The following is a 13,900-nucleotide window of genomic DNA, read 5'->3' on the forward strand; positions in this document are numbered from 1 at the left end:
ATGCTGACGAAGGAGCGCGTCGTGGCGCTCCATGAAGGAGAAGCGGTCGCATGACCATCCAGATCACCCGGGAAGCCCGCATCGACGGTGCCGACGACATCCTGACCCCCGAGGCCCTCGCCTTCGTCGAGGAGCTCCATCGCCGTTTCGACCCGCGTCGTCGCGAGCTGCTCGACGCGCGACGCGAGCGGCGCGACGAGATCGCGCGTACCGGTCGCATCGACTTCCTGCCCTCGACCGCGCGCGTGCGTCAGTCCGAGTGGCAGGTCGCCCCCGCTCCGCCCGCCCTGCTCGACCGTCGCGTCGAGATCACCGGCCCCGCCGCCCCGCCGAAGATGGCGATCAACGCGCTGAACTCGCAGGCGCAGGTGTGGCTCGCCGACCTCGAAGACGCGAGCAGCCCCACCTGGGAGAACGTCGTCGGCGGAGTGAAGAACCTGCGCGACGCCGCCCGCGGCATCCTCTCCTACACATCTCCCGCCGGGAAGCCGTACGCGCTCCGCACCGATGTGCACCGGCCCACCGTCGTCACCCGCCCACGCGGCTGGCACCTGCCGGAGCGTCACGTGATCGTCGACGGCGAGGAGGGCAGCGGAGCGCTGGTCGACTTCGGGCTGCACTTCTTCCACACCGCCCGCCAGCTCATCGCCAACGGCCACGGTCCGTACTACTACCTGCCCAAGATGGAGAGCCACCTCGAGGCGCGCCTCTGGAACGACATCTTCGTGCACGCGCAGAACGCCCTCGGCATCCCTCAGGGCACGGTTCGCGCCACGGTGCTCATCGAGACGATCCTCGCGGCCTTCGAGATGGACGAGATCCTCTACGAGCTGCGCGACCACGCCTCGGGCCTGAACGCCGGACGCTGGGACTACCTGTTCAGCATGATCAAGGTCTTCCGCGATCAGGGCGAGGCGTTCGTGCTGCCCGACCGTGCGGATGTCGCGATGACCGCGCCGTTCATGCGCGCCTACACCGAGCTGCTCGTGCAGACCTGTCACCGTCGGGGTGCCTTCGCGATGGGCGGCATGGCCGCGTTCGTGCCGAACCGCAACGACCTCGAGGCGACGAAGGCCGCGTTCGAGAAGGTGCGCGCCGACAAGACGCGTGAGGCGAACGACGGCTTCGACGGCTCGTGGGTCGCGCATCCCGACCTCGTGCCGATCTGCCGCGAGGTTTTCGACGGCGTGCTCGGCGATCGCCCGAACCAGCTCGACCGTCAGCGCCCCGAGGTGTCGGTCACCGCGGACGACCTGCTCGACGTGGCATCCGCTCCCGGCAACGTCACCGAGGTCGGCCTGCGGTCGAACCTCTCCGTCGCCGTGACGTACACCGCGGTCTGGCTCTCCGGCAACGGCGCGGTCGCGATCAACAACCTCATGGAGGATGCCGCGACGGCGGAGATCTCGCGCTCGCAGGTCTGGCAGCAGCTGCACAACCGGGTGCAGCTGGCCGACTCGGGGGAGCGGGTCACCGCCGAGCTGGTCGAGCGGCTGCTCACCGAGGAGGTCGACAAGCTCCGCGCGAGCGTCGACGCCGACACCTTTGCCGCCTACTACGCGCCTGCTTCCCGCCTCGTGAAGGCGATCTGCCTCGACGAGGAGTACGTCGACTTCCTCACCCTGCCGGCCTACGACCACCTCACCGCAACCGTGCCGGCGGGAGCCGCGACATGAGCGGCGTCTTCACCGACGCGGACCGGTCGCGGATCGCCGGCCGTCTCGTCGCGACCGACGAGCTGCTGCGCTCGGCCTACCCGGGCGACGACGGCACGCGGCAGCCCGTGCACACGGTCTACGTCCCCGCCGACCGCTTCACGCCTGACCTCGCCGCGCAGTGGGGCGCCCAGGCGCTCGCCGCGGTGGCGGATGCCGGCGGCATGGAGTCGCTCGCCGCGAAGGTCGGGATCGACCCCGCTCTGGTCTCCCTCGTCTCCGAGCGCGTCGAGTCGAAGCTCCTCGCCGAGCCGATCGAAGATCTGCGCCTCGACTTCGAGGACGGCTACGGCGATCGCGGCGACAGCGAGGATGCGGATGCCGTGCACGCTGCGGAGCAGGTCTCGGCCGCGGTCGCCGCCGGCGCGGCGCCGCCGTTCATCGGCATCCGCTTCAAATGCTTCGAAAGTGCGACCCGCGAGCGCGCACTGCGCACGCTCGACCTGTTCGTCGGCGCCCTGATCGATGCGGGTGGCCTGCCCGACGGGCTCGTGCTGACGCTCCCGAAGGTGTCGACCGTCGCGCAGGTCGAGGCGATGGCGGATGCCGCCGCGACCCTCGAACGCGCGCACGGCCTCGCCGAAGGGCGCATCCGCTTCGAGGTGCAGGTCGAGACGCCGCAGCTCGTGCTCGGGGCCGACGGGCGCTCGCCGCTGGCTCAGCTGCCGCTCGCGGCACCCGGTCGCATCTCGGGTCTGCACTACGGCACCTACGACTACAGCGCCTCGCTCGGCATCGCCGCGGGGCAGCAGTCGATGGAGCATCCGGTCGCCGATCTCGCGAAGGAGATCATGCAGCTCGCGGTCGCCGGCACCGGCATCCGCCTGTCCGACGGCTCGACGAACATCCTGCCCCTGGGAGATCGCGAGGCCGAGGCCTGGGCGCTGCACGCCCGACTCGTGCGCCGCTCGCTCGAGCGCGGCTACTACCAGGGCTGGGACCTGCACGCCCACCAGCTGCCGACGCGGTATCTCGCCACGTACGCGTTCTATCTCGAGGGCTTCCCGGCCGCGGCATCCCGGCTGCGGGCGTACCTCGAGCAGTCGTCCGGCGCGGTGCTCGACGAGCCGGCGACCGCGCGGGCGCTGGCGTGGTTCGTGCTGCGCGGCGTGCAGTGCGGGGCCATCGGCGACGCCGAGGTCGCGGCCGACATCGGCGTCGGTGTCGGCGACCTCATCGCTCTCGCTCATCCGCGGCTCGCCTTCGCCTGACGCACTCACCACTCGACCCCAGGAGAATCATGGGCTACTACACACCTGCCTATTACACACCGGCCGGCGGACTGCCCGGCCAGAGCGCACTGCTCACCGACCGCGCGATCGTGAAAGAGGCGTACACCGTGATCCCCAAGGGGGTCATGCGCGACATCGTGACCAGCAATCTGCCCGGGTTCACGAAGACGCGCTCCTGGATCATCGCCCGGCCCATCGCAGGCTTCGCGACGACGTTCTCGCAGCTCATCGTCGAGATCCAGCCGGGCGGCGGCGCCGAGCGCCCCGAGCCCGAGGCGGGCGTCGAGGGCGTGATCTTCGTCACCACCGGCGAGCTCACCGTGACGATCGCGGGGGAGCGCCACGTTCTCGCGGCCGGCGGCTACGCGTTCCTCGCGCCGGGCGAGACCTGGTCGCTTCGGAACGACGGGACGGATGCCGCGGGCTTCCACTGGGTGCGCAAGCTCTACGAGCGAGTGGAGGGCATCGCCGTGCCGCAATCGTTCGTCACGAGCGACCAGGAGGTGGTGCCGCGCGAGATGCCCGACACCGACGGAGCCTGGGCGACCACCCGCTTCGTCGACCCGGACGACCTTGGGCACGACATGCACGTGAACATCGTGACCTTCCAGCCGGGCGGGTCCATCCCCTTCGCCGAGACGCACGTCATGGAGCACGGACTCTTCGTGCTCGAGGGCAAGGCCGTCTATCGGCTCAACGACGACTGGGTCGAGGTGGAGGCGGGCGACTTCATGTGGCTGCGCGCGTTCTGCCCGCAGGCCTGCTACGCCGGGGGGCCCGGGCCGTTCCGGTACCTGCTGTACAAGGACGTGAACCGGCAGGTGATGCTCGGGCCGGGCATCTGAGCCCGCCGCAGTCCAACGGTGTCGGAGCAACCTTCGAATTGTGAACAGTTTGTAACAGAATCGGCAATCGCGTGAATGATCTCATACGTTTCATCCACCAGGGTTTGTTCTCACAGCACGTCGAACCCCGTCCACGATCCGCCACCCGTCTGGAGCTCCCTTGTATCTGCCCCGCCGCACGATCACGGCCGCCGCGCTCTCGGTCGCCCTCATCGCTTCCTTGGCCGCCTGCTCGCCGGCTGCGCCTGCCGACGACGGCAGCACGATCACTTTCGCCGTCAGCCACCCCCTGGGCGAGTTGAACCCTCGCGTCATGGCCGGCGACTTCCCCGCCCAGGACCTCATCTTCGAGCCCTTGATCCGCTACGGACAGGACGGCGATCTCGTGCCTGCGCTCGCCACGTCGTGGGAGACATCGGAAGACGGTCTGACCACGGTGTTCACCCTCCGCGATGACGTCACCTTCACCGATGGCGAGGCGTTCAACGCCGAGGCGGCGAAATGGAACTTCGATCAGTGGGTCGGTAAGCCCGAGTACCTGTCGATCGGTTCCAGTCAGCGGATCAGCTCCGTCGAAGCGACAGGCGAGTTCGAGCTGACGCTCACCCTGTCCGAGCCGTACAGCGCGTTGCTCCAGGAACTCACGCTGGTGCGGCCTGTGCGGTTCGCGAGTCCCGCGTCCATCGACGCGGCGGGAACGTTCCTCGGACCGATCGGTACCGGCCCCTACGTGATCGACCGGAACGACAATCAGGGTGGCTCGTTCACCCCGAACGCCGACTACTGGGACGGCACGCCGAAGTACGAAGAGCTGGAGTTCCAGATCATCGACGACTCCGCGAGCCGAGCCCTGGCGCTCCGTTCCGGCGATGTCGACGTCATCGGCGGAGACTGGCTCGCTCCGATCTCGCCGATCGAAGCGGACCAGCTGAAGGATGCGAACAATGTCCAACTCGTGACCGGCGACGGGTTCAACACGCTGTTGCTCGGCTTCAACTTCCTGGACGGCCCCGGCAGCGATCCCGCGGTGCGCGAAGCCGTGTCGGGTGCGCTCGACACCGAGGTCTTCGCCGACGTCTACTACCGTGGCTACGCGAAAGCCGCCGATGCGCTGTACCCGCCCAACATCGCGAACGCCCCGAGCGCGCCGCAGGGCGTCGCGTTCGACGCCGAAGCCGCGGGCGCTGTCCTGGACGAGGCCGGATGGAAGCTCAGCGGCGACACCCGTACCAAGGACGGCGAGCCGCTCGAGCTCAACATGGTGGTCAGCGACTCGGTGTTCCCGGGTGCGCGGCTGCTGTCGCAGCAGGTGCAGGCCTCACTCCAGACCATCGGTGTCACCGTCACGATCGAGACGGTGGACACGACGACGTATGCCGATCGGATCAGCCGAGGTGACTACGACCTCGCGTTCTACCAGACGTACGGAGCCCCGTACGACCCGCTGACGACGCTGACCTTCATGTTCCTCTCCACAGGCGACCGAGTCGATGGGCGGGTCTTCCAGAGCGACGCGGTGGATGCCGGCATCGTCGAAGCCCAGCGGGCCGTGACCGACGGCCAAGCCACGGCGGCGTACGATTCGATCTACACGGCGATGGCCGACGAATACGGGTTCGTGCCGCTGGTGTGGCCGAGCCGGATCTGGGCGGCCAGCGACTCTATCGAGGACTTCACGCTCGCGCCGACCGAGTACGGACTGCCGATCCAGATCCTGCTGGCGGATTGATCCGCGTGTTCCGCCGTATTCTCGGGGCGCTCGGCGTCCTGGTCATCGCATCGTTCCTGAGCTTCAGCCTCATCAGCCTCGCGCCGGGCGACCTCGCTCAGTCTGTCGCCAAGCAACGGACCGGTTCTGTCGGCAGCCCGGAACTCGTCGAGCAGATCCGTGAGGAGTACGGACTCAACGATCCGTTCTTCGAGCAGTACTGGCGATGGGTGTCGGGCGCGGTCCGAGGCGACCTCGGACGCTCGATCGAGACGAACGTGCCCATCGCCCAGGACGTCGGCGAGCGAGCGCTGACGACCCTCACCTTGACCGGAGGCGCCCTCGGGTTCGGAATCATCCTCGGCGTGTCGCTCGCCCTCATCGCTGCGATGCGCCCGGGCGGAGCCATCGACCGGATCCTTCGGTTCGTCGGCCTGTTCGCCGTCTCGATCCCGGCGTTCGCGTTGGCGCTGATCCTGATCCTGTACTTCTCACTCCAACTGGGGGTGTTGCCGGTGTCCGGGACCGACGACGGGTTCAAGTCATGGGTTCTTCCGTGCCTGGTACTCGGTCTGGCGCCAGCCGGAGCGATCTCCCGAGTCCTGCGCACCGCCCTCGGAGACGAGATGCGGCAGGCCTATGTGACCACCGCATTCAGTCGTGGTTACAGCCTCCCGCGGGTCGTCCTCCGCGAGGCGCTTCCGGCCACGCTCACCGGCCTGCTCGCCGTGATCGGCGTGCAGTTCGGTCTGGTCTTCATCAACACGGTCGTCATCGAGGCGATCTTCGGCCTGACCGGCCTCGGGCAGTACTTCGCGCACGCCGCCCAGTTCCGTGACGTGCCGGTGGTCCAGTCCTCACTCTTCCTCTTCGCTCTCGTCTTCGTGGTGCAGAGCCTCATCGTCGACGGTCTTCAGGCGCTGGTCGACCCCCGCGTCCGCCGAGAAAGCAGCACCGTATGAACGCCCTCCGCCGCTTCCGTCTCACCTTCCCGGTCGGTGTCGCGATCGTCCTCGTGGCCGTGGCGCTCTTCGCGGGGCTGCTGGCCCCGTACGACCCGCTGGCGGTGAACCCGCTCCGTGCCCTCGAAGGGCCGAGCGCCGAGTACCTGCTCGGCACCGACGCACTGGGTCGGGATCAGCTGAGCAGACTCCTCGTCGCAGCCCAGACCACGATCCTCGCTGTGGGCTCCGTCGTGCTCATCGGTGCGATCTTCGGAATGACGGTGGGTGTGATCGCCGGGTACTTCGGCGGCGTCGTCGACGAGATCCTGATGCGCATCGTGGACGCGTTCCTGTGGATTCCGACCCTCCTCGCCAGCCTCACCCTCCTCGGAACGCTCGGTCCCGGGTACGGCAATCTGCTGCTCGCGATGGCGATCGCGACCTGGGCGCCCTACGCGCGATTGAGTCGAGGTCAGATCATCGTCGCCCGACGCCAGGGGTACATCGAAGCGCTCCGGGTCATGGGGGCGTCGCCGGCGAGGATCATCATCCGCCATCTGATCCCGGCTGCCCGCGGCCCGGTGGTGGTCTTCGCCAGCACCGATGCAGGTGCCTTGACCCTCGTGCTCGCCACGCTCAGCTTCCTCGGTCTCGGTGTCCAGCCGCCGACACCGGAGTGGGGGCAGATGATGACGGAGGCGCGTCCCTACCTCGAGTCGCTGCCCCTGCTCGGAATCATGCCGACCGTCTGCATCACGGTGCTCGTCGTCGTGCTCAACCTGGCGGGCGAGTCCATCGCCAACAACCAGGGTGCCGGGGCATCGACCCCCTCAGCGTGGCGTGTCCGTCTCCTCGGGTGGCGTGTCCCGCGGGAGGCACCGGTCGACACCGACCCGACTGCTACCCCCCGCGCCACCGAACGGATCGGAACCCGATGACGACTCAAGACGACCAGGCGATCCTCGATGTCCGAGACCTCCGCGTCTCCTTCACGACGGCGGCCGGCGAGGTCGAGGCCGTTCACGGAATCGACTTCAGCGTTCGTCGTGGCGAGGTGCTCGCGATCGTCGGCGAAAGCGGGTCGGGCAAGACCGTGAGCATGATGTCGATCCTGCAGCTGCTGCCCCCGGGTACCCGGTATTCGGTCACGGGCTCGGCTCAGTTCGACGGTCTGGAACTGATCGGCGTCGACGTCGCCGCTCTCAACCAGATCCGCGGACGCAAGGTGGCGGTGGTGTTCCAAGACGCTCTCGGCGCGTTCAACCCGGTGCGCCGGGTCGGGCCTCAGATCGCGGAGATGGCGCACCGCGGTGGCAACGTCGAACGCCGCGACGCGAAGCAGCGCGCGATCGAGCTCCTGCAGCTCGTCGGCATGTCCGAGCCGGAGCGACGCTACAGTCAGTTCCCGCACGAGCTGTCGGGCGGCATGAGGCAACGAGCACTCATCGCCGTGGCGCTCGCCGCCGAACCGGACCTGTTGATCGCCGACGAGCCGACGACGGCACTCGACGTCACGGTGCAGGCGCAGATCATCGAGCTCTTGGCCGGACTGGTGTCACGACTGCAGATGTCGACGATCGTGATCAGCCACGACCTCGGAGTCGTCGCCGGGATCGCGGATCGAGTCGCCGTGATGTATCGCGGCGAGATCGTCGAGACCGGCGACGTCGAGGACGTGCTGTTACGGCCTCAGCACCAATACACACGGCGCCTGCTTTCCGCACTCGAAGGCGAAGTCGACGAGTCTGGACGCTTGGACGAAGAGGCGCACAACGAAGAGGAGACGGTGCGATGACCTCACCACTGCTGGACATCGAACAACTCGTCGTTCGCTATCGCGGGCGCCGACTGGGCAAGAACGGCCTCACGGCAGTCGACCGCGTCGGCCTGACGGTGGGTGCGGGGGAGGTCGTGGCGCTGGTCGGCGAGTCGGGATGCGGCAAATCCACGCTCGCTCGCGCCGTCGTTCAGCTCGAGCGACCCGAATCGGGCACCATCCGCTTCGACGGACGCGACGTCACGGCCCTTCGCGGCCAGGCCAAGCGGGAATATCGCCGCTCGGTGTCGTACGTCTTCCAGGACCCGCTGTCGTCTCTCAGCCCGCGACAGACTGTCGGTGAGGCGATCGAGGAGCCGATGATCGTGCACCGCATCGGCACGCGCCAAGAGCGTCGAAAGCGCGTAGGGGACCTGCTCTCCCTGGTCGGCGCTCCGGACAGTTGGTTCGATCGGCGCCCGGCGTCGCTGAGTGGTGGACAACGCCAGCGGGTCGCCATCGCACGTTCACTCGCTCTCTCCCCCCAGCTTCTCGTCTGCGACGAGCCGCTCACTGCGCTCGACGTCTCGACCGCAGCTCAGATCGCGAAGGTGTTCACCGACCTGCAGCGCGAGCTCAGTCTCGCCTATCTCTTCATCGGTCACGACCTCGGAGTGGTGCGACGTCTGGCCGACCGCGTGGCGGTCATGCATCTCGGGCAGATCGTGGAGGTCGGCGCGTCGGATCGCGTGCTCGGCTCTCCCGCGCATCCGTACACGCGGGCGCTCGTGGACTCCATCCCGGTGCCCGATCCTGCGATCCAGCGCCAGCGGGTCAAGCTCGTCTTGCGCGGCGAGGTGCCGAGTCCGCTCGACCCGCCGAGCGGCTGCCGGTTCCGGACGAGGTGTCCGCACGCCTTCGAGCGCTGCGCCACCGAAGAGCCGGCCCTGCGAGAGGTGCCACCGCCCGGAACGCGATCGGCTTGCCATCTGTGGGATCGAGCAGACGCGGCCGAGGTGATCTCGAGTCCGGACCGCGCACAACGGGCACCCGCGGCCTGAGATGCAGGCGCTGTCGCTGGTCGACGAACTGCATCGCCGGGCGGAGGCCGTACGCCTGACACCCGCGCACCGTCGGATACTGTCGTATCTCGTCGCGCACGCGCACGAGGCACTCTTCCTTTCGACTCAGGAGCTCGCCTCGGCGGTCGGGGTGAGCCAGCCGTCGGTCACCCGTCTCGCCAGGGCACTCGGATTCGGCGGATACGCGGGTCTTCGTGAGGCCATGCAGGAGTGGACCCGCGATCCGGACGTCGGTGACCAGCGCGGCAAAGCAGGACGCATCATCAATCTGGAAAGCGCTCAGGTCGCCTCCCTCGGCGATCAGGTCGCCTCGCAGGTCATCGACGGCCTCGGTGCGGATCTGATGGGCTCCCCGCAGATCGTGATCGCCGGTTGGCGTGCCAGCAAGTATCTGCAGCACTATCTCGCCTACTTCGCACGAAAGATCCATACTTCGGTCGTCGAGATCGGCGACGACGACCTCGATGTGCTCGCTCGCGCACGACGCGCGGGCGCGACGCATGTGATCTTCCTCGTAATGCCGCGCTATCCGCGGGCGGCCATCGGTGCCATCCAGGTCGCGCAACGGCTCGGGTATTCGTGCGTCATCATCACGGATGCACTGTTCACGCCACCGGCGCCCACCGGGCCGAGCGACGTCGTCGTGAGGCTTCCGGTCGGCTCCGGAACGGTATTCGACGCCCATCCGGCGGTACTGGTCTTCCTCTCCTTGCTCCTCGAGTCGATGTGCGACAGCGATGTACGCGGAGTCGACAGCCTGCTCGAATCGCTCGAGGACGATGCCGAGCAACTCGAGACCTACTGGAGCTGAGCGGCGCGCAGGAATCGTCAGGCCGCTGAGGTCGACCGGCGATCGCCGACGTCGGCGAGGGCCGCACAGCCCCCGGCATCCGCTGTCAGCCCGATCCCGTTGCGTTCCTCGCCTTCCGCACGGCCGACGGTCTGTCGCCGAGCGACGGTTGACGGCGCCCGAAAGCTCACCTACACTTTCATCAAGTAGAAAACAACTTCCGCAATACGGAAACAACGGCGTGAAAGCGAGTGAACGATGACGTACACGGTGAACTGCTCGATCCTCCTCACCGAGCTGCCGCTCCTCGAGCGCCCGGCCGCGGCGAAGGCCGCCGGCTTCGACGCCGTCGAGTTCTGGTGGCCGTTCTCGACCTCGGTCCCGCTCGACAGCGAGGTCGATGCGTTCATCGCCGCCGTCCGTGACGCCGGCGTGCGCCTGACCGGACTGAACTTCAACGCGGGTGACATGCCCGGCGGTGACCGTGGACTCCTCTCCTGGCCCGCCCGCGGCTCGGAGTTCCGCGACAACCTGGCCGTCGTCGCCGGCATCGGCGACATCCTCGGCACGAAGGGCTTCAACGCCCTCTACGGCAACCGCATCGACGGCGTCGACCCGCGGGCACAGGATGCCGTCGCCGTCGAGAACCTCGCCGCGGCGTCCGCCGCCGTCGCGCCGATCGGCGGCACCGTACTCGTCGAACCGGTGAGCGGCGCCGACCGGTACCCGCTGCGGACCGCCGCCGACGCCCTCGACGTGATCGACCACGTCCGCACCGCGACGGGTGCCCGCAACCTCGCCCTGCTGGCGGACTTCTACCACCTGTCCGTCAACGGCGACGACGTGCCCGCTGTCATCGAACAGCACGCCGCCTCGTTCGGCCACATCCAGATCGCGGACAACCCCGGCCGCGGTGCCCCCGGAACTGGAACCCTGCCGATCGAGGCCTGGGTCGCCCGCAGCCAGGAGCTCGGCTACTCCGGCTACATCGGCCTCGAATACAAGGCGCCCATCGAGACCGCGTTCGCGTGGGCAGCCGAGAGCGTCAGCGCGACCCGCTGACGCCGTCCCCCACCCCGACTCCCGGCAGCTGCCCGCTGCCGCCACCCCGTACAGAAGGAATCATCATGAGCAGCATCGCCGTCATCGGTCTCGGAATCATGGGTCTTCCCATGGCCAAGAACCTCCTCAAGGCCGGACACACGGTCACCGGCTACAACCTCACGCAGGAGCGCATCGACGAACTCGTCGCCGCCGGCGGACAGGGCGCGAACGGGATCGCCGAGGCGGTCACGGACGCCGACGTCATCATCACCATGGTCCCGGACTCGCCGGATGTCGCCGCTGCGGTCCGCGGCGAGGACGGCATCTTCGCCCACGCCCGCAAGGGTGCGCTGTGGATCGACGCGTCCAGCATCCGTCCCGACGTCGCGAAGGAGCTCGCCGACGAGGCCGCCGCCCACGGACTGCGCGCGGTCGACGCCCCTGTCTCGGGCGGAGAGCAGGGCGCCATCGACGCTGTGCTGTCGATCATGGTCGGCGGCACCGCGGAGGACTTCGCCGATGCACTGACCGTGCTCGAGTCGGTCGGCAAGACCATCGTCCACGTCGGCCCCGCGGGCGCCGGCCAGACGGTCAAGGCCGCCAACCAGCTCATCGTCGCGGTCAACATCCAGGCTCTCGCCGAGGCGATCATCTTCCTCGAGGCCTTCGGCGTCGACACCGATGCCGCGCTCACGGTTCTCGGCGGCGGTCTCGCCGGTTCCAAGGTGCTCCAGCAGAAGGGCCAGAAGATGCTCGATCGCGACTTCGCGCCCGGCTTCCGCCTCGCCCTGCACAACAAGGACATGGGCATCATCACCGCGGCCGCACGACAGGCCGGCATCACGATTCCCCTCGGCGCCCACGTGGCCCAGCTCGTCGGCTCGGCCGTGCAGCAGGGCGACGGCGGCCTCGACCACTCCGGCCTCTTCAAGCTGACCGCCGCGTCGGCCGGCCGCAGCTGACCCTCCGGGCTCAGCGACCCGATTTTCTAGGAGACTCTCATGACTCGTATGCGTGCGGTCGATGCCGCCGTGGCCATCCTGGTGAAGGAGGGCGCCACCGAGGCGTTCGGCCTTCCGGGAGCTGCCATCAACCCGTTCTACTCCGCGATGCGCGCCAACGGCGGCATCCGGCACACCCTCGCCCGTCACGTCGAGGGCGCCAGCCACATGGCCGACGGCTACACCCGCTCGGCCGACGGCAACATCGGCGTCTGCATCGGCACCTCCGGTCCCGCCGGAACCGACATGATCACCGGGCTGTACGCCGCGTGGGCTGACTCGCTGCCGATCCTCTGCATCACCGGTCAGGCGCCGGTGGCGAAGCTGCACAAGGAGGACTTCCAGGCCGTCGACATCGAGACCATCGCGAAGCCGCTGACGAAGATGGCGATGACGGTGCTCGAGGCCGCGCAGGTTCCCGGTGCCTTCCAGAAGGCGTTCCAGCTGATGCGCGAGGGGCGTCCGGGTCCGGTTCTGATCGACCTGCCGATCGACGTGCAGCAGACCGAGATCGAGTTCGACATCGACACCTACGAGCCGCTGCCGATCGCGAAGCCGATCACCTCGCGCCGTCAGGCCGAGAAGGCGATCGACATGCTCACCGCGAGTGCGCGTCCGCTGATCGTCGCCGGTGGCGGCATCATCAACGCCGGAGCATCCGCTCAGCTCGTCGAGCTGGCCGAGGTGCTGAACGTTCCCGTGATCCCGACCCTGATGGGCTGGGGCACGATCCCCGACGACCACGAGCTGAACGCGGGCATGGCGGGCCTGCAGACCTCGCACCGCTACGGCAACGCGACGCTGCTCGCATCCGACTTCGTGATCGGCATCGGCAACCGTTGGGCGAACCGCCACACCGGCACCGTCGACAAGTACACGGCGGGTCGCACCTTCGTGCACGTCGACATCGAGCCCACGCAGATCGGCCGCGTGTTCGCGCCCGATCTCGGGATCGTGTCGGATGCCGGTGCGGCACTCGACGCGTTCCTCGAGGTCGCCCGTGAGCGGCGGGCCGCCGGCACCCTGCCGGACTACTCGGACTGGGCAGCGGAGAGTCGCGAGCGCAAGGCGACCCTGCAGCGCAAGACGCACTACGACGACGTGCCGATGAAGCCGCAGCGCGTGTACGAGGAGATGAACCGCGCCTTCGGCGAGGACGTCACCTACGTCACGACGATCGGCCTGTCGCAGATCGCCGGAGCCCAGTTGCTGCACGTGTACGGTCCGCGCAAGTGGATCAACGCGGCGCAGGCCGGGCCCCTCGGCTGGACCGGTCCTGCGGCCCTCGGTGTCGTTCGCGGCAAGCCGGGCGAGACGGTCGTCGCGCTCTCGGGCGACTACGACTTCCAGTTCATGGTCGAGGAGCTCGCGGTGGGTGCGCAGCACAAGCTGCCGTACATTCACGTCGTGGTCAACAACAGCTACCTCGGCCTGATCCGTCAGGCGCAGCGCGGGTTCGAGATGGACTTCGAGGTGTCGCTCGCGTTCGAGAACGTGAACTCGCCCGAGACCAACGGCTACGGCGTCGATCACATCAAGGTGGCCGAGGGTCTCGGCTGCAAGGCGATCCGCGTGGAGCGTCCGGAAGACCTTGCCGCCGCCTTCGCCGAGGCGAAGGCGCTGACCGAGGAGTTCCAGGTGCCCGTGGTCGTCGAGGCGATCCTCGAGCGCGTCACGAATATCCCGATGGGGACCGAGCTCGAGAACGTCAACGAGTTCGGCGAGCTCGCCCTCACGCCGGAGGACGCTCCGACCGCGATCGTCTCCCTCGCCAGGGTCTGAC

General features: G+C 68.2%; 12 protein-coding genes. All 12 read left to right on the plus strand.

Features of this window, described 5'->3' with window-relative positions:
• Positions 1-50 precede the first annotated feature (50 nt).
• The 12 genes from aceB to gcl all read left to right on the plus strand — a co-directional run bounded on the left by aceB (position 51) and on the right by gcl (position 13,899).
• Positions 51-1,676, plus strand: coding sequence for a malate synthase A (aceB, locus tag RS85_RS18045; RefSeq protein ID WP_046014814.1), 1,626 nt, complete (start codon positions 51-53; stop codon positions 1,674-1,676).
• Positions 1,673-2,926 carry a DUF6986 family protein gene (locus RS85_RS18050; protein WP_046014815.1) on the plus strand — a complete coding sequence of 418 codons (1,254 nt, stop codon included), beginning with the start codon at positions 1,673-1,675 and terminating at the stop codon, positions 2,924-2,926. The genes aceB and RS85_RS18050 overlap by 4 nt, the downstream gene beginning before the upstream one ends.
• Positions 2,927-2,955: 29 nt before the next feature.
• A complete protein-coding gene (locus RS85_RS18055; RefSeq protein WP_046014816.1) occupies positions 2,956-3,792 on the plus strand; it encodes a bifunctional allantoicase/(S)-ureidoglycine aminohydrolase in 837 nt (278 codons plus the stop codon).
• A gap of 160 nt (positions 3,793-3,952) precedes the next feature.
• Positions 3,953-5,521: an ABC transporter substrate-binding protein gene (locus tag RS85_RS18060; RefSeq protein ID WP_052703637.1), complete on the plus strand. Its 1,569-nt coding sequence runs from the start codon at positions 3,953-3,955 to the stop codon at positions 5,519-5,521.
• Positions 5,522-5,526: 5 nt separating this feature from the next.
• Positions 5,527-6,462, plus strand: coding sequence for an ABC transporter permease (locus RS85_RS18065; RefSeq protein WP_052703638.1), 936 nt, complete (start codon positions 5,527-5,529; stop codon positions 6,460-6,462).
• Positions 6,459-7,382: an ABC transporter permease gene (locus RS85_RS18070; RefSeq protein WP_046014818.1), complete on the plus strand. Its 924-nt coding sequence runs from the start codon at positions 6,459-6,461 to the stop codon at positions 7,380-7,382. The genes RS85_RS18065 and RS85_RS18070 overlap by 4 nt, the downstream gene beginning before the upstream one ends.
• The gene (locus tag RS85_RS18075; protein WP_052703639.1) at positions 7,379-8,239 is read left to right on the plus strand and encodes an ABC transporter ATP-binding protein; all 861 of its coding nucleotides are present in this window, start codon (positions 7,379-7,381) and stop codon (positions 8,237-8,239) included. Before RS85_RS18070 ends, RS85_RS18075 begins: the two co-directional genes overlap by 4 nt.
• A complete protein-coding gene (locus RS85_RS18080) occupies positions 8,236-9,261 on the plus strand; it encodes an ABC transporter ATP-binding protein (protein WP_046014819.1) in 1,026 nt (341 codons plus the stop codon). The genes RS85_RS18075 and RS85_RS18080 overlap by 4 nt, the downstream gene beginning before the upstream one ends.
• Position 9,262: 1 nt before the next feature.
• Positions 9,263-10,093 carry a MurR/RpiR family transcriptional regulator gene (locus RS85_RS18085; protein ID WP_046014820.1) on the plus strand — a complete coding sequence of 277 codons (831 nt, stop codon included), beginning with the start codon at positions 9,263-9,265 and terminating at the stop codon, positions 10,091-10,093.
• Between the two features lie 237 nt (positions 10,094-10,330).
• On the plus strand, positions 10,331-11,134 hold the full coding sequence (locus RS85_RS18090) for a hydroxypyruvate isomerase family protein (protein ID WP_046014821.1): 804 nt from the start codon (positions 10,331-10,333) through the stop codon (positions 11,132-11,134).
• A gap of 65 nt (positions 11,135-11,199) precedes the next feature.
• Positions 11,200-12,078 carry a 2-hydroxy-3-oxopropionate reductase gene (locus RS85_RS18095; RefSeq protein ID WP_046014822.1) on the plus strand — a complete coding sequence of 293 codons (879 nt, stop codon included), beginning with the start codon at positions 11,200-11,202 and terminating at the stop codon, positions 12,076-12,078.
• Positions 12,079-12,117: 39 nt separating this feature from the next.
• The gene (gene gcl, locus RS85_RS18100) at positions 12,118-13,899 is read left to right on the plus strand and encodes a glyoxylate carboligase (protein WP_046014823.1); all 1,782 of its coding nucleotides are present in this window, start codon (positions 12,118-12,120) and stop codon (positions 13,897-13,899) included.
• Position 13,900 lies beyond the last annotated feature (1 nt).

It is taken from the genome of Microbacterium sp. SA39 (genome assembly GCF_000967865.1).
GTDB lineage: Bacteria > Actinomycetota > Actinomycetes > Actinomycetales > Microbacteriaceae > Microbacterium.

Excerpts from the sequence above, each read along its gene's own strand:
- aceB (WP_046014814.1), top strand. The coding sequence starts at position 51 with ATGACCATCCAGATCACCCGGGAAGCCCGCATCGACGGTGCCGACGAC.
- RS85_RS18050 (WP_046014815.1), top strand. The coding sequence starts at position 1,673 with ATGAGCGGCGTCTTCACCGACGCGGACCGGTCGCGGATCGCCGGCCGT.
- RS85_RS18055 (WP_046014816.1), top strand. The coding sequence starts at position 2,956 with ATGGGCTACTACACACCTGCCTATTACACACCGGCCGGCGGACTGCCC.
- RS85_RS18070 (WP_046014818.1), top strand. The coding sequence starts at position 6,459 with ATGAACGCCCTCCGCCGCTTCCGTCTCACCTTCCCGGTCGGTGTCGCG.
- RS85_RS18075 (WP_052703639.1), top strand. The coding sequence starts at position 7,379 with ATGACGACTCAAGACGACCAGGCGATCCTCGATGTCCGAGACCTCCGC.
- RS85_RS18080 (WP_046014819.1), top strand. The coding sequence starts at position 8,236 with ATGACCTCACCACTGCTGGACATCGAACAACTCGTCGTTCGCTATCGC.
- RS85_RS18085 (WP_046014820.1), top strand. The coding sequence starts at position 9,263 with ATGCAGGCGCTGTCGCTGGTCGACGAACTGCATCGCCGGGCGGAGGCC.
- RS85_RS18090 (WP_046014821.1), top strand. The coding sequence starts at position 10,331 with ATGACGTACACGGTGAACTGCTCGATCCTCCTCACCGAGCTGCCGCTC.
- RS85_RS18095 (WP_046014822.1), top strand. The coding sequence starts at position 11,200 with ATGAGCAGCATCGCCGTCATCGGTCTCGGAATCATGGGTCTTCCCATG.
- gcl (WP_046014823.1), top strand. The coding sequence starts at position 12,118 with ATGACTCGTATGCGTGCGGTCGATGCCGCCGTGGCCATCCTGGTGAAG.